Annotated in this window: 16 protein-coding genes, 1 pseudogene and 1 riboswitch; of the genes and pseudogenes, 13 read left to right on the plus strand and 4 right to left on the minus strand. The window is 54.7% G+C overall.

Annotated features, from left to right (window positions below; translation table 11 throughout):
• Window positions 1–16 precede the first annotated feature (16 nt).
• The 8 genes and pseudogenes from ACFPOF_RS19365 to ACFPOF_RS19400 all read left to right on the plus strand — a co-directional run bounded on the left by ACFPOF_RS19365 (window position 17) and on the right by ACFPOF_RS19400 (window position 8,492).
• The gene (locus ACFPOF_RS19365) at window positions 17–184 is read left to right on the plus strand and encodes a hypothetical protein (protein WP_378135616.1); all 168 of its coding nucleotides are present in this window, start codon (window positions 17–19) and stop codon (window positions 182–184) included.
• Window positions 185–271: 87 nt separating this feature from the next.
• Window positions 272–5,347, plus strand: coding sequence for an invasin domain 3-containing protein (locus tag ACFPOF_RS19370; protein WP_378135618.1), 5,076 nt, complete (start codon window positions 272–274; stop codon window positions 5,345–5,347).
• Window positions 5,348–5,480: 133 nt separating this feature from the next.
• The gene (locus ACFPOF_RS19375) at window positions 5,481–5,849 is read left to right on the plus strand and encodes a hypothetical protein (RefSeq protein WP_378135620.1); all 369 of its coding nucleotides are present in this window, start codon (window positions 5,481–5,483) and stop codon (window positions 5,847–5,849) included.
• A gap of 68 nt (window positions 5,850–5,917) precedes the next feature.
• Window positions 5,918–6,484, plus strand: coding sequence for an NUDIX domain-containing protein (locus tag ACFPOF_RS19380; RefSeq protein WP_378135622.1), 567 nt, complete (start codon window positions 5,918–5,920; stop codon window positions 6,482–6,484).
• Between the two features lie 151 nt (window positions 6,485–6,635).
• Window positions 6,636–6,743, plus strand: a pseudogene (locus tag ACFPOF_RS19385) (winged helix-turn-helix domain-containing protein); the annotation flags it as partial.
• Between the two features lie 41 nt (window positions 6,744–6,784).
• Window positions 6,785–6,991 (plus strand): DUF2306 domain-containing protein, encoded by a 207-nt coding sequence (locus ACFPOF_RS19390; protein ID WP_378136058.1) that lies wholly within the window; start codon window positions 6,785–6,787, stop codon window positions 6,989–6,991.
• Window positions 6,992–7,020: 29 nt separating this feature from the next.
• On the plus strand, window positions 7,021–7,875 hold the full coding sequence (locus tag ACFPOF_RS19395; RefSeq protein WP_378135624.1) for a hypothetical protein: 855 nt from the start codon (window positions 7,021–7,023) through the stop codon (window positions 7,873–7,875).
• Window positions 7,872–8,492 (plus strand): hypothetical protein, encoded by a 621-nt coding sequence (locus ACFPOF_RS19400; protein WP_378135626.1) that lies wholly within the window; start codon window positions 7,872–7,874, stop codon window positions 8,490–8,492. Before ACFPOF_RS19395 ends, ACFPOF_RS19400 begins: the two co-directional genes overlap by 4 nt.
• 61 nt (window positions 8,493–8,553) lie before the next feature.
• Here the strand turns inward: ACFPOF_RS19400 and ACFPOF_RS19405 are convergent, their stop codons facing one another.
• Window positions 8,554–9,360: a helix-turn-helix domain-containing protein gene (locus tag ACFPOF_RS19405; protein WP_378135628.1), complete on the minus strand. Its 807-nt coding sequence runs from the start codon at window positions 9,358–9,360 to the stop codon at window positions 8,554–8,556.
• 140 nt (window positions 9,361–9,500) lie between these two features.
• Here ACFPOF_RS19405 and ACFPOF_RS19410 point away from each other — a divergent pair, with 140 nt between their 5' ends.
• Window positions 9,501–10,310, plus strand: coding sequence for a phytanoyl-CoA dioxygenase family protein (locus tag ACFPOF_RS19410; protein ID WP_378135630.1), 810 nt, complete (start codon window positions 9,501–9,503; stop codon window positions 10,308–10,310).
• 131 nt (window positions 10,311–10,441) lie between these two features.
• Here ACFPOF_RS19410 and ACFPOF_RS19415 read toward each other — a convergent pair whose 3' ends face one another.
• Entirely contained in the window at window positions 10,442–11,170 is a 729-nt protein-coding gene (locus tag ACFPOF_RS19415) for an RNA polymerase sigma factor (RefSeq protein WP_378135632.1), read from the minus strand.
• A gap of 237 nt (window positions 11,171–11,407) precedes the next feature.
• Between ACFPOF_RS19415 and clpP the strand changes: the two genes are divergently transcribed.
• Window positions 11,408–11,998: an ATP-dependent Clp endopeptidase proteolytic subunit ClpP gene (clpP, locus tag ACFPOF_RS19420; protein WP_378135634.1), complete on the plus strand. Its 591-nt coding sequence runs from the start codon at window positions 11,408–11,410 to the stop codon at window positions 11,996–11,998.
• A gap of 421 nt (window positions 11,999–12,419) precedes the next feature.
• On the opposite strand, the gene ACFPOF_RS19425 is transcribed toward clpP, so the two are convergent.
• Window positions 12,420–15,521 (minus strand): hybrid sensor histidine kinase/response regulator, encoded by a 3,102-nt coding sequence (locus ACFPOF_RS19425; protein WP_378135636.1) that lies wholly within the window; start codon window positions 15,519–15,521, stop codon window positions 12,420–12,422.
• 148 nt (window positions 15,522–15,669) lie between these two features.
• On the opposite strand from ACFPOF_RS19425, the gene ACFPOF_RS19430 reads away from it, so the two are divergent.
• The gene (locus ACFPOF_RS19430) at window positions 15,670–16,734 is read left to right on the plus strand and encodes a LacI family DNA-binding transcriptional regulator (RefSeq protein WP_378135638.1); all 1,065 of its coding nucleotides are present in this window, start codon (window positions 15,670–15,672) and stop codon (window positions 16,732–16,734) included.
• Window positions 16,731–17,645: a DMT family transporter gene (locus tag ACFPOF_RS19435; RefSeq protein WP_378135640.1), complete on the plus strand. Its 915-nt coding sequence runs from the start codon at window positions 16,731–16,733 to the stop codon at window positions 17,643–17,645. Before ACFPOF_RS19430 ends, ACFPOF_RS19435 begins: the two co-directional genes overlap by 4 nt.
• Before the next feature lie 15 nt (window positions 17,646–17,660).
• On the opposite strand, the gene ACFPOF_RS19440 is transcribed toward ACFPOF_RS19435, so the two are convergent.
• Entirely contained in the window at window positions 17,661–18,587 is a 927-nt protein-coding gene (locus ACFPOF_RS19440; protein ID WP_378135642.1) for a helix-turn-helix transcriptional regulator, read from the minus strand.
• Between the two features lie 169 nt (window positions 18,588–18,756).
• On the opposite strand from ACFPOF_RS19440, the gene melA reads away from it, so the two are divergent.
• On the plus strand, window positions 18,757–20,058 hold the full coding sequence (melA, locus tag ACFPOF_RS19445) for an alpha-glucosidase/alpha-galactosidase (protein ID WP_378135644.1): 1,302 nt from the start codon (window positions 18,757–18,759) through the stop codon (window positions 20,056–20,058).
• A gap of 162 nt (window positions 20,059–20,220) precedes the next feature.
• A riboswitch (PreQ1 riboswitch) is annotated at window positions 20,221–20,264 on the plus strand.
• The last annotated feature ends 77 nt before the right edge of the window (window positions 20,265–20,341 follow it).

A 20,341-nucleotide genomic window follows, 5' to 3' on the forward strand; every position in this document is an offset into this window, starting at 1 on the left:
GAATAGGAGAATCTTCATGGATAACGCTATAGGAGGTTTTTTTGCGATATTGATTCTTGGTGCCATCATATACGGAAAAATTTGGTGGGACGGGCCGGGATTGAACTGGCGGTTCACCAAATGGTATTTTGCTATTTTTTTGGTGGCGGCGATCGCTGTCGGAGTTGGAACGTACTTCGTGTAGGAAGCACACCGTCATTCTATCAATGCCACGTTCTGTCGCGGCAGTCAAGAGGCGAGAAGATCAATTAGCATGAATGGGGGCTCAATGATGATAAGTTTGAAAAAAATTAGAAGCGGGTTGACGGTGTTGTTGGCGCTGATGGTCATTATGGCGGCAATGCCGTTAGGCGGGGGAGTCGCGCAGGCGTCGGGAGCGTCGGTTAAGGATCAGGAGCAGGCAAATGGTTCGGGAAACGTCTTTGCCAACCAGACGTATCCCAGAAATCAAACGTTCACTCCATCGTATGCGGGAACGTTAGATCGGATTGAACTGAATTTGGCCGGTGCATATGGAGCGATCGGCGCTTTGCATGTAGAGTTGTACGCATTAAGCAATCCTTCCGTGATAGTTGCTTCCGCACAGATGAACGGGGCTGATACTGGATGGGTCGCGATCGATTTTTCGTCGTCTGCGCCTTATTTGAAAAGAAACAACACCTATCGGATGAAAGTATACACCGATGGAGCTTCGCCTAACGGGGTCGGATGGTATACCCTGGGCGGAGATCCATATCCGAGAGGGAGTTCTGACGCGGCCGGGTATGACCAATCATTCCGAACGTATATGATTCCGGACTATTCGTTGTCGCCATTGGAGAGCGCGATTACGGCGGCAGCCCCATCAATCGTAGCCGACGGATCGAGCCAGACGACGATAACGGTTACAGCGAAGGACGCCCAAGGAACGGCGCTGACGACAGGCGGAGAGACAGTTGTGATTACTTCGACGGCCGGCACGGTCGGTGCCGTGACGGATAACGGGAACGGTACGTATTCGGCGACGTTGACTTCGCCAACAACAGCCGGAACTGCGACGGTGGGCGCTAGCATCGGCGGCGTTGCGATGTCGGCGACGACTTCGGTCCAATTCATGCCGGGACCGCCTTCGGCGGCCAACAGTACGATTGCTACGTCAGCCTCATCTTTGACGGCGGATGGAGCAAGCCAGGCGACGATCACCGTAAAGCTAAAGGACGGGAACGGAAATGCTTTAACGAGCGGCCTCTCGGCAGTAACCATTTCGTCGACGGCGGGGACCGTTGGCCCGGTAACGGATAACAACAATGGCACATACACGGCGATGTTGACGTCGTCGACTGCAGTCGGCACCGCAACGGTGGGCGCTGCAGTCGGCGGGGTGCCACTGACATCGACGGCTTCCGTGCAGTTCGTGCCGGGGACTCCGTCAGCGTCGCAGAGTACGATTGCTGCGCTGGATTCATCGCTTGAGGCGAACGGAACAAGCTCGACGACGATAACGGTTAGCTTGAAGGATGCGAACGGCAATGCATTAACGAGCGGCGGTGCTGCCGTGACGATCGGGTCGACTTCGGGATCGGTCGGTACGGTGACGGATAACGGCAACGGCACATACAAGGCGACGTTGACGTCGCCGACTACAGCCGGCACAGCAACGGTGAGCGCCAAAGTCGGCGGAATCGCGCTGGCGTCAACGACATCTGTTCAGTTCGTGCCGGGCGCGGCAACAGCGTCACAAAGCACGATTGCTGCGTTGGACACGTCGCTGGTGGCGAACGGCACTAGCTCGACGACGATAACGGTCAGCTTGAAGGATGCGAACGGCAATGCATTAACGAGCGGCGGTTCTGCCGTGACGATCGCGTCGACTTCGGGATCGGTCGGTACGGTGACGGATAACGGCAACGGCACATACAAGGCGACGTTGACGTCGCCGACTACAGCCGGCACAGCAACGGTGAGCGCCAAAGTCGGCGGAATCGCGCTGGCGACGACGACATCTGTGCAGTTCGTGCCGGGCGCGGCAACAGCGTCACAAAGCACGATTGCTGCGTTGGACACGTCACTGGTGGCGAACGGAACAAGCTCGACGACGATAACGGTCAGCTTGATGGATGCGAACGGCAATGCATTAACGAGCGGCGGTGCTGCCGTGACGATCGCGTCGACGTCAGGATCGGTCGGTACAGTGACGGATAACGGCAACGGCACATACAAGGCGACGTTGACGTCGCCGACTATAGCTGGCACCGCAACGGTGAGCGCCAAAGTCGGCGGAACTGCGCTGGCATCAACGACATCTGTGGAGTTTGTGCCGGGGGCACCGTCAGCGTCACAAAGCACGATTGTTGCGTTGGACACGTCGCTAGTAGCGAACGGAAACAGCTCGACGACGATAACGGTTAGCTTGAAGGATGCAAACGGCAATGCATTAACGAGCGGTGGCGCTTCCGTGACGATCGCGTCGACAATCGGAACGGTCGGTACAGTGACGGATAACGTCAACGGCACATACAAGGCGACGTTGACGTCGCCGACTACAGCTGGCACTGCAACGGTGAGCGCCAAAGTCGGCGGAATTGCGCTGACATCGACGACATCTGTGCAGTTCGTGCCGGGCGCGCCTTCGACGTCAAACAGCACGATAGCAGTCGATGATACATCATTAACGGCAGACGGAACGAGTCAAACAACGATCACCGTAAAAATAATAGATGCAAACGGCAATGCATTAACAAGCGGCGGTGCTGCTGTAACGATCTCTTCGACGACGGGATCGGTCGGTACAGTGACGGATAACGGCAACGGCACATACAAGGCGACGTTGACGTCTCCGACTACAGTCGGCACCGCAACGGTGAGCGCCAAAATCGGCGGAACTGCGCTGGCGTCGCCGACAACGGTGGAGTTTGTGCCGGGCGCGCCTTCGGCGGCCAATAGCACGATAGCGGTCGATGATACATTCTTGACGGCGGATGGAACAAGCCAAACAACGATTACCGTAAAGTTAATAGATGCAAACGGCAATGCATTAACGACCGGCGGTGCTGCTGTAACGATCTCTTCGACGACGGGATCGGTCGGTACAGTGACGGATAACGGCAACGGCACATACAAGGCGACGTTGACGTCGCCGACTACAGCCGGCATCGCAACGGTGAGCGCCAAGGTCGGTGGAACCGAGCTGGAGTCGACAACCTCTGTGCAGTTTGTACCGGGCGCGCCTTCGGCGGCAACCAGCACGATAGAAATTGATGATTCATCCTTAACGGCAGACGGAACAAGCCAAACAACGATCACCGTAAAGTTAAAAGATGCAAACGGCAATGCATTAACGATCGGAGGAGCCACCGTGACGATTGCGTCGACGGTGGGAATAGTCAGCGCGGTAACGGACAGCGGCAACGGCACGTATATTGCTACATTGACTTCGCCGACTACAGCCGGCATCGCAACGGTGAGCGCTAAAGTTGGCGGAACAGCGCTGCCGACGCCGACATCTGTAGAGTTTGTACCGGGCGCGCCTTCTGAGGCAACCAGTACGATAGCAGTTGAAGATACATCCTTGACGGCAGACGGAACAAGTCAATCAACGATCACCGTAAAACTAAAAGATGCAAACGGCAACGCATTAACAAGCGGTGGTGCTGCCGTGACGATCACGTCGACGGCGGGATCGGTCGGTACAGTGACGGATAACGGCAACGGCACATACAAGGCAACGTTGACGTCTCCGACAACAGTTGGCACCGCAACCGTGAGCGCCACAATAGGCAGCGATAGGATCACGGACACGGCGACAATTGCTTTCGTTGTTGGAGAAGTCAGCGCATCGCGTTCGACGGTGGCCGTAGATAAAACGACCGTCTACGCGGACGGGAGCACAAAAGCTGTCATTCACGTCAAGCTTGTGGACGAGTGGGAGCATCCGTTGGCGGGCAAACGAATCATTCTCCACGCCGACCAAGGACATTCCGTCATCGTTGCCGTGAACGGCGTAACGAACGCGCACGGCGAAGCGGAATTCACGGTTACCGATGCTACAGCAGAGAAGGTCATCTATTCCGCAGAGGACGAGGAATCCGGCATCGTGGCGGCGCAAACCGTATTCGTCACGTTCCAAGCGCTTCCGATCCCGGCGGCCCCGGAAAGTGCTGCCGCCAAAACATGGATTAACGGTAAAGAAGCCGCAGGTGTCTCCAAAAAACGAACCGAGAAAGACGGATCGTCGACGATCGACATTTTACTGAATGCAGATGCAGTTGCGCGTGCGCTCGAATCCATGCCCCCGAACGTGAAAGGCGAGTTTACGGTGTCCGTGTCGAGCGATGCAGATCGAACGGAGCTTCGCATTCCGGTGTCTCTGATTCGCCAGATCAAGGCCAAAGCATCCGTACTCATTTTGGCGACTGATCTCGGACAATATCGTCTTCCTTTGAAGGAGATCGGAGATGAGGCAAGCGATGGGGGACTCAAGATCGCGGTCGGTAAAGCGGTTGGCGAACTGACTTCCGGGTTGACGGAAGCTTCGAGCAAAACCGGCTTCCGGTTGGCCGGAGCCCCGATCGTATTTAACGTCTGGTTAGATAAGGACGAGGAAGTCTCCCGTTTCAATGGCTACGTGGAAAGGGTCATCTACTTGCCATCAATCGGTGACGGTCAAGCGACGACGGTTATTGTCTGGGATCCGAAGCTCGGAGCACGGCCAGTGCCTACGAAGTTCACAGTTATCGACGGACATCGTTCGGCGGTCGTGCGAAGCATGACGAACAGCGTGTACGTTCCTGTTGCGGTTACACCAACATTCTCGGACATTCGCAGCCACTGGGCGCGGACGGATATCGTGGAATTGGCCGGCAGAATGATCGTAAACGGCACCGACGCACAGCGCTTTTCTCCCGATACGGCAATTACCCGGGCAGAGCTGGCAGCACTGGTGGCAAGAGCTTTGGGGCTTCCAGCCATTCAAAATACTTCAGGGTTTAGCGACGTGGCGAAAGATAGCTGGTACAGCGGCGCAGTTAATGCCGTACAGGCGAGCGGGATTATGGGAGGTCTTAAGGACGGGATATTCGGGCCTAGTCGCATCGTGACAAGGCAAGAAGCGATCGTGACCATTGTTCGAGCGTTGCAGTTTGTTGAAGGAGGATCGTCCAGCACGACCGGCGAGCCAGTAGACTTGTCCGCCTATGTGGACGGCAACCAGGTTGCCGATTGGGCGAAAGAAGCGGTCAGAGCGGCGATCGGAAACGGGTTGTTGAAAGGAGACGGAAATCGGCTCCTCCCGGATAAACCGCTCACTCGCGCAGAGACGGCCGCACTGCTTGGGCGAATGCTGATCAAAGCGGGATTGATAAGCGAATAATAGAACGAGAAGGGGACGGGCCGTGGCTTGTCCCTTTCTCTTTTTGCTTCGGCTTATCCAATAATCGGATTGCTTGTTGTCCTGATTCGGCGTATAAATGAAAGGTAGACAGAACATGATCGGGGGAATGAACATGCCGGAGAGAAACGCTAGACAGGCCAGAGGATCGGAGTCGGAGCAGACGAAACGATCTTCTTCGCATACCGGCCACGCACACCCGGCGCACACCTTGGCTGCTTTGGGCGTGACGCCGTCTCCGTCTCAGATGCTCAGCATTCAGGCGCATGTCGGCAACCAAGCGGCGCTTGGTATGGCGAGCACCGCTTTGCCTCATTTTGACAAGATAAAGGCCTCGTTCGAAAATCCGGAAACTCGGTCACATCATGGCGACGACAAGGCTGCTGTAAGCGCCCTGGCATACGCTCAAGGGGCAGACATTCATATGAAGCCGGGTCAAGAGAAGCATCTTCCGCACGAGTCGTGGCATTCTGTCCAACAGTAGCAAGACGAGGAAGACGGAATGCAGCTTAACAGAAAAAGATAGACAACTAGACGATAGAAACGGAGTGGATGACGGTGGAAGTCAATTATTGTTCGTCGTGCGGCGCTAAAATGGAAACGAGAGAAATCGACGGTACACCTAGAAGGGCTTGTACAGAGTGCAGCTTCGTGCATTGGGGTTCGTATAGCGTCGGAGTCGGCGCTCTCGTCGTGAAGGAAGGCAAAGTGCTGCTCGTTCGCAGAGCGCAGGAGCCGGGCAAAGGGTACTGGACGAATCCAGGCGGATATGCCGAACAGCTCGAACAGATCGAAGAGACGGTGCGGCGGGAAGTGCTGGAGGAATGCGGCGTCGATGCGGTCGTTCGCGGTGTCGTCGCTTTGCGGGATTTGCCTCGGGCAGTACATAACGTGTACATTGCATTCTCTATGGATTACGCAGGAGGAGAGCCGACGCCGGACAATGTCGAGGTCGACGCGGCTGGATTTTACAGTCTGGAGGATATGCAGCAGATGAACGTAGCTCCGTTCACGAAGTGGCTCGTGGACGTCGCATTAAACGCAGCGGGCGGCCCCGGCCTGCGCATAGATCAGGAGCCAATCGTTTCCCTCCCCGGCTGCGGTTTGTTCCGCGGCTGATTATTGCAATTATTTGACCTAACATACGCCCCCTTGGCCTGTCATCGGTAAACCTACGGGTGATCCGTTGGCAGAGCCAGGGGGTGTTTTTTATCTTTTTTTAGAAATTGTTCGAACGGATATGAGGGCTTGAAGCCGTGGTGATACCGCGACGGTAACGGTGTTCATCGGCAAGCTACGGGAGAAGGTCGAAGCGGCCCCCGCCAAGCCGCAATACAGCGAGACGATACGGGGCGCCGGTTATCGGTTTAATTCGTAGACAGGGAGCGTCATTCGCATGATTCCTGCCCACGTGCGCATATCCTCTTCGCTTTCGTCGCGATGGTCGCCGGATTTCTACAATTTCTCAAACGATTCCGCCAGCATCGTCCCCGCGTTCACTGCGTTGTCGGAAGAATCTATGTCGGCAGCATATGGATCAGCGGATTTTTTCCCAATTGTATCGCGCGACTTGGTCGAGAAAATTATTCCTGTGAATGCGCGACTATCCGCTCGTTTCCTCGTTAAATAGGATGAGGAATGGGAGGGATTGGTACTTGAGGGCGAAGATTGTATACGCGATCGTATTCGTGCTTATCGTGGGGAGCTGGGCGGGAAACATTGCCATTGATCGTCAATACCGACTGCCCGAGGGTGGTTTCTTGAATCATCATATCGAGATGGATTACGCGCGCGGAGCTTCATTCGAGCTGCTCTACGTTGCGAATTCGGATGATAAGAAAAAGCCGGTCAGCGCCAGGATAGATGAGTTGCCAGGGGTGCTTTTCTATCCGGCACAAGTGCATAGTCGGCTTAGCCATCAGACGATTTACTTGCTCCGGGGTTACGTGGAAAACATCGAAGCGGGAGAGGGGACGTCTGAGCAGGCGCCGTTCGAGATAAACGCTGTCAACGTCGGCTTCAGCGACGGCACTCAAGCGCATCTGAACATCGGATTGATCGTAGCTTACAGGGAACCGTGGATCACCGAAGAGCCGCCGTTTTCCGGCAGTTCGACGAGTTCGAGCAGCGACCATACCGGCAAAGCGACAACCCGGATGACGAAAGCGGCCAAGTTGACGGACGTGTCTTCCCGCTGGTTGGACGAATTGGGAAGCGAATTCCGATTCGGCATAGATGACGGAACTGCGTCTCTGAAAGGAACCGAATCTATCGCTGGTTCGTTGCCGCTGGAGCTTCGGCCGAACGATGTTTTATCGACGCATTACGAATTTTTGATTCCCCATGGGACTGCTCACGCGCTCGATGTCTATAATGTGCTCCTCAAGCAACGATTTGAAGAACCGGACGGAAGGAAAAGCACGCAATTTATTTTCGCGAATTTCTTGCCTTACCCGACGGAAGCCGATATGAAGGCTTACGTGAGAGCGAAGAGGAGGCAAGCCGAATGAGGAAAGCTTACTCCCGGATCGCATGGGGACTCGTCCTTGCGATGCTCGATTTTCGTATGGGCGGCTTCGATCTGCTTCCCGACGCGCTCGGGTATGTGTTCGTGTTGGTTGGATTGTCCCAGCTTAAGGAAGGGAAACGGTATTTCGGTATCGCCAGATGGGCGGTTGTCGGACTGTTGACGCTATCCATGCTCCAGTTCTTTGGTCTGGAGGCGACGTTCTCGCTGACGAACGGAGAAAGACCCGATCTGCCGACGTTGTTGCTGGCGGGATTATCGACGGCGCTAGAACTGACAATGTTTTACGGAATTTGCCGAGGAATCCGCTCTTCCGCGGTTAAACGACGGAGGCTTTCGCTTGCCATCTCTGCGAAGAACGGCTGGGCGATTTTGTTTGCGATCGGCGCGGCGTCGCTATTTGCGTTGCCTTTTCAGCTCAATAGCGCCCCGGAAAACGGACCTGTATATATGCTGGTGTTGACCGTCGGTTATTTTTTGTGCAGTATCTGGGTCATTGTTCTTACGCGAAGGGCAGGCAGGGAACTGGCGGGGCCGCCGAATGGAGACGGGAATCCATCGGATGAGGGCATAGGAGAGAAGCTGGACGTTATCGTATAGTGGCGAGGATTGGCGTTCAGTTATTGAGAGGGACGCGTTTGCCGTAGCAATCGCGTCCTAACTAATGTGGCGAAGAGCGCCGCTGCTTGTAAGCTCGCGGGCTGACGCCATACGCTTGGCGGAACAGCGCGGCGAAATGGTTGTAATTGCGAAAGCCGACATCATATGAGGCTTCGGTAGCTGATCTGCCCATGCGTTCCATGAGCAGAGCGGCCTGCCGGAGCCTCATGCCGTTATAGCGTTCCACGATGGACTCGCCTGTCTCCTGCTTAAACAGATGCGACAACCGCGAGGCGGACAAGCCGATTTCCCTGGCTATGTCGGAGACCCGTATTTCTTCGTGCAGGGATTGGGACAGCAGCCTTATCGCGTGCTCGATTCGTGGATCGATCTTTCTCTCCAGGCGGCTGGCGAGGAGCAGGACAACATCGCGAATCGCGTTCTCGCATAGCGCTCGCCAGAAGCTGCCTCGGTCGCGGGAGTCCTGGATCAACTGCTGCAGATCTCGTCTAACACGTTCGCGAAGCTCACCTTCGGGAAGCGTATGAACGAGCGCTTCTTCATCGGGCAAATAGTCGGTTTCCGGTAGTCTGCGAAAGTGCGCCCACAGGAAGTCCCAGCGTCCCCCGGGGGTAGTTCCGTATTCGTGGGGCACGCCTGACTTGAGCAGACAGACGGAGCCTTCCGCAATGGTTTGTTCGCCGGAAGGTGTCCGAATAAAACCACGGCCTTGTAGCGTAAAGAAAATCAGCCAATCGCTCATGCCATTCGGACGTTTGTAGCCGTAGCTCTCGTCCTCGTCATAGTGTCCGCCGAAAATTTCAGCATCCGCCGGTGTGCCCGGCTCGATGTCCGATCGATGCTGCATCGTGTTCTCGTCGCCCCCTTCCTTGCATAGTTGATAGCAGAATACCAGTACTTTTTAGCAGCAATGATACTTCTCATAACATACCGAAAGTCGTATTCTAGCGTCAAGAAGAAAATATGAACTTGTGAAGGGGAATGACGATGGGAGCAACGGCCAGAGTGCTGTCGAATGAACAACTCAGTCAATTTGAAAATGAAGGGTATTTGGTCGTCAAAGGATTGTTTTCGGAGGAAGATGTGCGGACGATCGAAGAGGTTTTCGAGGAGATCGGCCGTGCTCCCGTTCCCGGATATTTCGAACCTGATCTTAGCGAGACTTTGGACGATCCGCTGAAGCGTTATCCGCGCGTCATGCACCCCCATCGCTTCAACGAGACCGCGAAGCGCTACATGCTTCACGAGCCGGTGATGAACGTACTTGCCGACCTGTACGGCGAAGATGCGTTGGCCGCACAGAGTATGTTCTACTATAAGCCGCCGGGCTCACGCGGTCAGGCACTGCATCAGGACAACTTCTATTTGAAAGTCGAGCCAGGCAACTGCATCGCCGCCTGGACGGCGATCGACACGGCGGACGAAGAGAACGGCGGGCTGCTCGTCGTGCCGAAGACAGGCGATTACGAGATTGTTTGTCCGGATCTCGCCAACTCGCAGGAATCGTTCACGACGCACTACGTGAAACCGCCGAAAGAAGAGAAAGCAATGCCGGTCGTTATGGACAAAGGCGATGTGCTGTTCTTTAACGGCAACTTGATCCACGGCTCCTACCGGAACAAGACGAAGGATCGTTTCCGCAGGGCGTTCATCTGTCATTACGCCAATTCGTCGGCCACGCAAATCGGTGAATTTTACCGCCCGTTGTACCGCCAAGACGGAACGACGGTAGACTTGGAGGCCAATCCGGACGGCGGACCATGCGGCATCGAGTTCGAGAACGTATATCCGCACTAAGGCGTCGCGAGCATTAACTCGGCCAGCGGCCCCCGCTTCGAGCGGGAGTTAGCACGGCACGCAAAGTCCCTCAAATGAGCCACATGGCCGTTTGGGGGACTTTGCGTGTCGTAGGATACATGATAATTGGCTTAGGCGGCGAATGCGGTGGGCGACTTCGCAGACATCTGAGAAGTGCGATGCTTGCTACGCCCGAGAGCGTTCGAGGCGAGCTTGACTCTATTGTTCTGAAGCCATCCGATTGCCATCGAAGGCTCAAGTGCGTCATTGTGAACGAGCGCGACCAATCCATCAATATCCCCGACCCGGTAAGCCGAAGCCAGCGCCCGCAGCAACGCTTTCGCTTCTTCTCTGTTCTCTGCTGTGCCCCTTTCGAGCGCCTTTCGCACTTGCGGAAGCGATCCGCGCGCACGATGAAGCGCGGCCTTGACGGCGCCTTCCGTCGTCCGAAGCCGATCCGCGGTTTCAGCGCCGGAAAATCCGAACACGTCCCGCAGCAGGAATACCGCCAATTGAAGCGGGGGCAGCGCAACAAGCAGCGCTTCGAAGGCGGCTTCGATCGCGCTGCCGCTATCGTCCGGCATTGTCGCCATTTCGGATCGTCCGCGGGCGCTCATAATCCGGCTCAGAATGGCGCTTCTTCGCGTACGGTCGATCCATATATTTTTTGCGATCCGCAGCATGTAGGCTTCTTGATTAACATGGCGGCTGCCGAGCGGCGACCCCATCGTCTTCGCCCACGTTTCCTGCGCCAAGTCCTCAGCTTCCCACGTCGATCGCGTCAACGACAAGCAATAGCGGTTTAACGAAGCCCCAAGCCGCTCAACGTCGGCGCTCTCCCACACGGTCTGTACGGTCATCGGTCAGATCTCCTTATCGGGCTTATTGAACTCGCACTTATTGGGTCTTATCCTCATGACGTAAACGAATGATGAGGCCCGAAAGATACGCGATTCGAAATTAATGATTTGTTATTAGTGTATTCTTTTTCGCCGACGGCGTAAATTCGCATTGTTCGCCCAGACCGTATCTTCGGAATGCGTTCGTTCGTTTACGTGTCGCAAGTGAAAATCGACCGAAGAAAGAGGTTATGCCGAATGAGCAATTACGTACCGTACGTTGTCGAGCAATCCAGCCGGGGAGAAAGATCATACGACATCTATTCGCGACTGTTGAAGGACCGCATTGTGTTTCTCGGGTCGGCGATCGACGATCAGGTGGCGAACAGCATTATCGCTCAATTGTTGTTCCTCGCGGCGGAGGACCCGGAGAAAGAGATCAGCATGTATATCAATTCGCCCGGCGGTTCGATCTCGGCGGGTTTTGGAATCTACGACACGATGCAGTTCATCAAACCGCCGGTGCATACGATTTGCATGGGGTTTGCGGCGTCTTTCGGCGCATTTCTTCTGCAAGCAGGGGAGAAAGGGAAACGGTTTGCTCTGCCGAACAGCGAGATCATGATCCACCAACCGTCCGGTGGGGCGCAAGGTCAGGCGAGCGATATCGCGATCAGCGCGAAACGAATTTTACAAATGCGGGAGAAAATCGTCCGTATCACGTCTGAGCGGACGGGGCAGCCGGTTGAACGGGTGGAAAAAGATCTCGATCGCGATTATTTCATGGACGCAGAGGAAGCGTTGCAGTACGGGATTATCGATCAGGTGATAGCGTTTCCCCAGAAGTGAACGCCGAGCTCGAATTTATGAGCCGATAATGATCTCATTCGAGACGTCCAGTCTAGCCAAAAAAGTTGAGCCCCCATGTCGAACGGCGCGACATAAGGGCTCAGCTTATGGTTTAAGGCTCTGTCGAAGCGGGCTTCCGGCTTGTAAGCGGGAAAAACCCACTTACAAGCCGACGCTGGCGCAAATCCGGCGAAATAAGCGGGAAAAACCCGCTTACAAGCTGCCGCTGGCGCAAATCCGGCAAAATAAGCGGGAAAAACCCGCTTACAAGCCGCTGCTGGCGCAAATCCGGAAAAATAAGCGGGAAAAACCCGCTTACAAGTCGCCGTCGGCGCAGCCCTGCTTACAGGCCGCTACAAGCGCAGCCACCAACGGTGTGTAAATTCCGTTTCGTGCAGAGAATGTGCCTCGCATGCAAGGGTCAATGCCGATGCATCCGCTCGATCAGCAACGCGATGGATGAAAGCACGATGCCAAGAGCTGCTTCCAACCGCGAGAGCGGATTGTCAGGCGTTGCCGGATCAGCCGGCCTGCCGGCCTGAATCCAATCCTGAACGAGTGCAGCTGCGTCCATCAGATCTATCGCGCGAATATTGGCAGCGACTCCTTTGAGCGTGTGCGCAAGCAGCGAGGCTTGCTTCGAATCGCCGCGCTCGAGAGCGGCGCGAATCTCATCCGCTGCCCCCGCATGTTTGGCGGTGAACAACTTCAATATTTGCAAGTAGGCGTCTTCCCCGATATGCCGAAGCGTCTCATCAATTCGCAAGCCGGGCAACGCGGTTTCTTCTTCTTGTTTGCCGACCGCGACAAGATCGTTCGCCTGCTCGGTGCTCGCGGCTGTTCGGTGTCTTTTCTTCCGTACCGTTCTCTCCAACAAAGCAAACAACTGGGCGGGATCGAACGGCTTCGAGACGTATGCATCCATGCCTGACTGCAGCACTTGCTCCTTCACGCCTTTCATGGCATCGGCGGTCATTGCGACGATCGGAATGTCGCGCCCTCGCTCTAACTGCCGAATCTCGACAGCGGCTTCGTAACCGTCCATAATCGGCATTTGCAAATCCATCAGGATGACGTCATAATCATGGCTCTTCACGAGTGCGATAGCGTCAAGACCGTTGCATGCGACTTCGATCGAACCGACCTTTTCTTTCAAAATTTCAACGGCGACCTGCTGATTGATTTCGTTATCTTCGACAAGCAAAATGCGCGCTTGCTTCAGAGATTTGTAGTGCGAGGCCGGAACCGATTCGTTCGCCTGATTCGATTGCGCGGCGTATCTGTGCCTGAACAGCTCGCTCAGCTCATTGTGAAGCTGTGAATGGCTGATTGGATAATAAAGAAGTTTGTCGACGGGCAGCAAAGACGAGTTCGACTGCAGCGCCGGCTCGCGATAAGCGCTAAAAAGTATGAGCTTAAATTTGGCACGAGACTGCATCGATGCCACGCCGTCGAGGAACTGCGTCGTCCCGGTTCCCGATGAGCGCCAGCAAGCGACGATGAGATCGTAACGGTTGCCTGTAAGCAGCATGCCAAGCGCTTCGCTTTCCGAACGGGTGCTTTCTACGCGGAAGCGGAATTGCTCGAATTGCTCTCGGATAACGGCTTCCATATCCGAATCTTCGCAGACAAGGAGCAGTTTCATTGGCGCGCCGATCGCATCGCCTGAAGTTGGCACTTCCGTTAGTTCGCGTTCCACGTTTGCCGTCACCGCATTCTCCTGCTTGCCCGTGTGTCCGAATGCGACCGTGAATGTGAATCGGCTTCCCGCCCCAAGTCGGCTTTCCACACGAATTGCACCGCCCATAAGTTCGACGAGGCTTCGGCTAATCGCCAGTCCTAGTCCAGTGCCCCCGTATTTGCGCGTCGTGGACATATCCGCTTGCGTAAATTCGCGGAATAGATGGCGCTGCTGATCTTCGGAAATACCGATCCCCGTATCGCTGACGCTAAACTGCAAAACGATAATATTACCGGCTTCGGCGTTTTCCGATTCGGTACCGTTTATTCGGTCAATGATCGCACTAATGTCAACGCGTCCTTCGCTTGTGAATTTGACCGCGTTGTTTGCTAAATTGGACAAAATTTGGCTCAGACGAAGCGGGTCGCCGACGAGCATCTGAGGAACGCCTCGACCGACTTTGACGCGAAGGGACAGTTCTTTCTCGTTAGCCGTATAGCTGATTAGGTTGGAAACATTGCCAAGAACTTCGTACAAGTCGAACGGAATATGCTCGAGCGTCACTTTACGCGCTTCTATTTTCGACAGGTCGAGCACGTTATTGATGAGTGCGAGCAGCACCCGCGCCGAATAAATCGTCTTGTCGACGTAATCGTTCTGAGCGGCGGTAAGCCCGGATTGGCGGAGCAAGTAGCCTAGGCCGATGACAGCGTTTAGAGGGGTACGAATTTCATGGCTCATGTTGGCGAGAAATTCGCTCTTCGTGCGGCTGGCCGCCTCCGCCGCTTCTTTCGCTTCCGCTAGCTGCGCGTTTTTGCCTGCCAGTTCCGTCGTTCGTTCCTTTACGAGATCTTCGAGATGTTCCTGGTAGAGACGGAGCGACTCTTCCTGTTTCTTAAGCGGGGTGATATCATGACCCATAGCCATAACTTCTACAATTTCTCCATGCGATCCGATAATTGGAGACAGCGTGTATAAATAAGTTTCCCGTTCGCCAGTCATGGACAGCCTGTCCGCCTCGAACGAGCGGGAACGTTTGGTTGAAAGCGTCTCGTAGAAGGCGGTGCGCGCGATTTCCCTCGTGTGCTCGAGAGACATCAACATACTTGCTTGCACTCCGATTAATTGTTCGGGGGTTTTGCCGTGCATGGCGGATAATCGCTCATTCGTGTGCGTGAGTTTACCATCCAGGTCGATACAGAAAATCATGCCCGGAGAGTTCTCCACGAGATTACGGTAACGTCGTTCGCTTTCCTTCAGCTTTCTGTCGATCTCGTGTCTCTTAAATTCATAGGAGAGCAGCGAATAGAAGAGCGGAATAGCCAAGGCGTGGAACAACAAGTAAGTGAGGGCGTATTTCTGGAAAAAAAGTTCCTGTGTTTCGGGAGGCGCGACGAGAGCCCAAGCTAGCGTCTCGGCGCCGAGAAGGAGTCCGATCAGCCAAATGAATTTCTCCAGTTTGCGCGAATTCCGTTGCTTGAAGCGATAAGCGATATAGGTGATCGCCCCGCCCGTTAGAATGGCTCCTAGCGGAAACAAGAGGTTGCCGCCGAGCGTTGAGCGATATAGGGCGACGATCGCCGTCGTGATCATCAACGAGAGAGGACCGCCGAACAAACCGGAGAACAGGATGCTGAGGAGCCGTACGTCCATATGCAAGCCATTGGCATGGACGACCGGTTTCTGCATAATAATGAGACCGACTGCCGAGAACGTTAATCCGTACACGATTGCTTGCGTTGTCGGTGGGAGCTTCTGAAGAGCGGGCGTTGCATGCCGGACCAGGTAGACCACTGTAACGAGAATTGCGCTGAATTGGGCAAAATAGATTAATAGTTCCACGGTCGCACCTCAATCGGAGTAACATCTCGCCTTTTGTACTATATATCGGGAAAGTTTAGCAGTAAATAAATATTGACCAGCAATTATGTCCGTGAAATAATGTGCGCGTGTACATCATGTCGAAATAAGAAGCTGCGAACAGGGAGTTATGACGTTGACGAACCGGAAAGAAGTCGCCAAGCTGGCCGGCGTATCGGAAGCGACCGTGTCTCGGGTGCTAAACGGAATCGGGCCGATGAAAGAATCGACAAAATTAAAAGTGCTAGATGCGGCCAAACAATTGAACTATGAATTGAATGCAGTCGCGTCGAGTTTCGCCAGAGGACGAAGCGGCAATCTGGGAGTCGTGCTGCCCCATGTGCCGAAAGTCCACCTCTTCTCGACCTACTACTTCTCCGAGCTGCTGGGCGGCATCGGCGAGGCGGTCAGACAGAAAGGGTATGGTTTGCTGCTGTTATTTCGCGACCCGACTACGGTGTTCGATTACGTGTCTTTGTATCGGACACAACGAGTGGATGCATGTATTGTGCTTGGGGCTAGCGGCATCGCTTCGGAAACCGAGAGCATTCGTCGGCTCGCGGAGGAAGCTTTACCGTTCTGCGTTATGGATCAAAGCTTCAACCACAGAGGTGTCGGCAGTGTCGCCGCGGATCATGTGAGGGGCGGGTATACCGCAGTCAAACACTTGCTGGACCAAGGCTGCAAGCACATCGGTTTCCTGAATGGCTCGCCGCAATATTCGAATAGCTCGGATCGCAGAGCGGGATATGAGAAAGCGCTGAGCGAAGCGGGAATCGCCATAGACGAATCGATCGTATACGAGGGCAATTATAGCCGGACGAGCGGAAAGCGTGCGGCGGATGCAGTCTATCGCGACCTGCATCGGCTGGATGGCATTTTCGTTGCAAATGACAGAATGGCGATCGGGTTAATTCAAGAACTGCGAGAGAGAGGCTGCGACGTACCTGGGCGGTTGAAACTTGTCGCATATGATGATTCCGATGCGGCGAGCTTGACTGAACCCCCGCTGACGACCATCAAAGTCCCGTTCTTCGACATGGGCAAGTTGGCTGCCGAGCAATTGCTCATACGGATAACAAGCAAGGAACAAGGCGAGAAATCGCCGATCAACGAGAAGCTGCAGACGGAATTGAAAGTTCGCAAATCAAGCGGGCATCTTAACGCAGCAGGGGGAGAAAGTCGGACATCATGAACAGAAAGTGGATCTATTATGCAGGTTTGATCTCGGTTGCAGCGATCTGGGGCGCGAATTTCGGCGTATCCCGTTCTGCGATGGAGACGTTCGACCCGATTTTGTTTTCCTTTTTGCGGTTCGGGCTAGCCGTACCGTTTTTCTTCCTTATTCTGAAGCTGCGGGAAGGCAGCGTAGGCATCCCGTGGCGGGTTGCGCTGCAATTTGCACTGATTGGGATCGTCGGCATTACCGGACTCGAGATTGCGGTTATGTATTCGATCAAGTACACGACGCTGGCGAATGCTTCGCTGTTAAACGTGGCGCCATGGCCGATTTTTACCGCACTGTTTGCCCCTTTGTTTGTGAAGGAGAAGATGACAATGAGGCTGATTGTAGGCGGCGCAGCGGCTATGATCGGCGTCACGTTCATCATTCTCGGAGGAGAAAACGGACTCGACTGGTCGTCTAAGCATATGGTCGGCAATTTGCTAGCGTTCGGAGTGAGTGTCGTGGGAGCGGTGTATAACCTGGCGTGTATGCCGCTCATGAATCGCTATTCGTCTCTTCGGATCAGCGCCTGGACGATCCTGTTCGGCAGCTTGTTTATGTTCCCATTCACGCTCGGAAGCTGGAGCAAGGTCGAGTGGGGCGGCTTAGGCGCCGGGCATTACACGGCAATCGCCTATAACGTTCTGATCAGCACCGTGTTTGCTTTCGTCGTATGGAACGCCTCTATGTACAAAGTGGGTGCGGCACGGGCGAATTTCTTCCGTTACGTCGTTCCGGCGGCTGCAGTCGTCGCCGGAATGCTCTTCTTCGACGAACGCATCGCGGGCTGGCAGATCGGCGGTGCGGCGTTTATGGCGGCAGGTCTTGTCTGGATCAGCCTTGAGCGCAAGCCAGACGAACCTTCCAGGCTGGCGGCGTGAAAGGACGGTCATCTATCAAATGATTCGATCATCGAATCGCATCCCCGCTTCTGCTGCAGGGGACGAGCGCTCCGGACCGTTCCGGAGCGCTTTTCTATATTCGGTTGGCGACCGACCGGTCCTCTTGCGGAACTTCTTCGAGAAATAGAGGGCATCGCCGATGCCGACGGAGGAAGCAATCTGCTCTACGGTCATCGCAGTCTCGTCGAGCAGCCGCTCGGCTTTCGTCATCCGCACGTTCATCAGATATTGCATAGGTGACAAGCCTGTCGCTTGTTTGAAGAGCTTGCACAGATGCGTGCGATGGTAGCCGAGCATAGCGGACATCTGCTCGATCGAGATTGGCCGTGCGTACTGCAGAGACAAGTATTGGATCGCCTGTTTGACGACGTAATTGCTTGCTTTGTCGGTTGCGGCGTCATCGAAGCCCAAGGCGAGACGGCGCTTGGCGAGTCCGAATTGCTGAAGCAGAAGCCTCGCCCATCCGCCGGCTTCGAGATTGGCGAGCTCCGGAGCGGCGTCTTGCCGGAAGCAATCGCGGAGTTGCGCATAATAGCCGCTTGTTTTCGTATTGAGCGTACTGACGATGACCGCTTCTTCCGGCGACGTACCGATTGCGGTCAGCAGCGCATCCATACCGTGACCGACAAGGGCGACCCAGACATAAGACCACGGTTGATGCTCGTCCGCCTGATAGAAGAATAGCTCGCCGGGGAAAATCACGAAAGTGTCGCCTGCCCGGCACGAATAACTTCTGCCCCGGATCGAGAACGTGCCGCGTCCCGACAGGACGGTATGAAGCAAGTAGTAGTCGTGAATGGTCGGGCCCATCTTATGCAAAGAGAGCGGCCGGCCCTCCCCGCTGAATAATACGGTCAGTTCTTCGCCTACGGAGGGAGACGGATTAATCGCGCTTAGAAAATATTCGTGCCCGTCGTTCATCAGGCTCACCTGCCTTTGTTTTGACGATTCATGATGCAGCTTGATCTCTCTACTTTACCAAATAAACGACAAATGTCCATATAGATGCGCGAACGTTCCATAGGCATAACCCATCGTTTGCAGTAGATTAAGGGGAGTGACTCATTCTCATTCCACGGAGGTTTTTTCATTGCCTAAAATTACTTTTATCGGCGCCGGAAGTACGGTTTTTGCGAAAAACGTGCTTGGGGACGTCATGCACACTCCAGCGCTTCAAGGATTCGAAATAGCGATTTTCGATATCGACCCGGTTCGTCTGAAAGATTCCGAGAATATTCTAAATAGCATCAAAAGAACATCCGGAAGCACATGTGTCGTTAAATCGTATTCCGACCGTAAGGAAGCGCTGCGCGGCGCGAAATACGTCGTCAATGCCATTCAAGTCGGCGGTTACGATCCATGTACGATCACCGACTTCGAAGTCCCGAAGAAATACGGTCTGCGCCAGACGATTGCCGATACGATCGGCATCGGCGGCATTTTCCGCAACTTGCGCACGATTCCGGTTATGCTCGACTTCGCTGCTGATATTCGCGAAGTGTGCCCGGACGCGCTGTTCTTGAACTATACGAACCCGATGGCTGTGCTGACGAATGTCATGAACACGTACGGCAACGTCAACACGGTCGGCTTGTGCCACAGCGTGCAAGTGTGCATGCCGGAACTGTTCAAGAGCCTCGGTCTCGACCAAGAAGGCGTCAAAACGAAAATCGCGGGCATCAACCATATGGCTTGGCTGCTCGAAGTGTCCAAAGACGGCGTGGACCTTTATCCGGAGATCAAGAAACGCGCGGCCGAGAAGCAAAAAGAGAAGCATTGGGATATGGTGCGCTACGAAGTGATGTCCAAGTTCGGCTATTACAATACGGAGTCGTCCGAGCATACGTCGGAATACCACCCGTACTTCATCAAACGCAACTATCCGGAGCTGATCGAGCGCTTCAACATTCCGCTTGACGAATATCCGCGCCGTTGCATCGAGCAGATCGAGAATTGGAAGAAGCTGCGCGAAGAGCTCGTGAACAGCCCTAATCTGGAGCACCAGCGTTCGCACGAGTATGCTTCGTACATTCTCGAAGCCATCGAGACGAACGTGCCGTTCAAAATCGGCGGCAACGTCATGAACACGGGCGGCCTGATCTCGAACTTGCCGCGCGAAGCTTGCGTTGAAGTGCCTTGTCTCGTCGATCGCTCCGGGGTAACGCCGACTTATGTGGGCAATTTGCCGCCACAGCTCGCTGCGCTTAACCGCACGAACATCAACACCCAACTACTGACGATCGAAGCTGCGATTACAGGTAAGAAAGAGCACATTTACCATGCTGCGATGCTCGACCCTCACACGGCTGCAGAGTTGTCGATGGATGATATCGTATCGATGTGCGACGATTTGATCGAGGCGCACGGAGATTGGCTGCCGAAGTTCGTATAATCGCATTCTCTGATCTCGAAGCCCCCGCCTCAGTTGGTGGGGGCTTCATTGCTTTGTTTCGTTCCGTCAACACAAGTACAAAGCACCTTTTGTTATAAGCAAAAGAAAGGTACAATAGAAATGAAGTTACAATTAAGAAGAAAATCCGACCGCTCGGGCGGTTCGGGAGAGGTTCGCGAACTCCCTCTATAAAAAACTAAGAAAAACGAACACACGCCTGTACGATAGGCCTGGTCTAGCCGCGGTGGCGGCGAGCCGGGTTCCTTTCTTCGGCGACGTGCCG

Origin of the sequence: Cohnella soli, assembly GCF_042655525.1 — a bacterium.
GTDB classification, from domain to species: domain Bacteria; phylum Bacillota; class Bacilli; order Paenibacillales; family Paenibacillaceae; genus Cohnella; species Cohnella soli.

What these genes read in the sequence shown, in the direction of transcription:
- ACFPOF_RS19365 (WP_378135616.1), top strand. Translation starts at nt 17, where the DNA reads ATGGATAACGCTATAGGAGGTTTTTTTGCGATATTGATTCTTGGTGCC.
- ACFPOF_RS19370 (WP_378135618.1), top strand. Translation starts at nt 272, where the DNA reads ATGATAAGTTTGAAAAAAATTAGAAGCGGGTTGACGGTGTTGTTGGCG.
- ACFPOF_RS19375 (WP_378135620.1), top strand. Translation starts at nt 5,481, where the DNA reads ATGCCGGAGAGAAACGCTAGACAGGCCAGAGGATCGGAGTCGGAGCAG.
- ACFPOF_RS19380 (WP_378135622.1), top strand. Translation starts at nt 5,918, where the DNA reads ATGACGGTGGAAGTCAATTATTGTTCGTCGTGCGGCGCTAAAATGGAA.
- ACFPOF_RS19400 (WP_378135626.1), top strand. Translation starts at nt 7,872, where the DNA reads ATGAGGAAAGCTTACTCCCGGATCGCATGGGGACTCGTCCTTGCGATG.
- ACFPOF_RS19405 (WP_378135628.1), bottom strand. Translation starts at nt 9,360, where the DNA reads ATGCAGCATCGATCGGACATCGAGCCGGGCACACCGGCGGATGCTGAA.
- ACFPOF_RS19410 (WP_378135630.1), top strand. Translation starts at nt 9,501, where the DNA reads ATGGGAGCAACGGCCAGAGTGCTGTCGAATGAACAACTCAGTCAATTT.
- ACFPOF_RS19415 (WP_378135632.1), bottom strand. Translation starts at nt 11,170, where the DNA reads ATGACCGTACAGACCGTGTGGGAGAGCGCCGACGTTGAGCGGCTTGGG.
- clpP (WP_378135634.1), top strand. Translation starts at nt 11,408, where the DNA reads ATGAGCAATTACGTACCGTACGTTGTCGAGCAATCCAGCCGGGGAGAA.
- ACFPOF_RS19430 (WP_378135638.1), top strand. Translation starts at nt 15,670, where the DNA reads ATGACGTTGACGAACCGGAAAGAAGTCGCCAAGCTGGCCGGCGTATCG.
- ACFPOF_RS19435 (WP_378135640.1), top strand. Translation starts at nt 16,731, where the DNA reads ATGAACAGAAAGTGGATCTATTATGCAGGTTTGATCTCGGTTGCAGCG.
- ACFPOF_RS19440 (WP_378135642.1), bottom strand. Translation starts at nt 18,587, where the DNA reads ATGAACGACGGGCACGAATATTTTCTAAGCGCGATTAATCCGTCTCCC.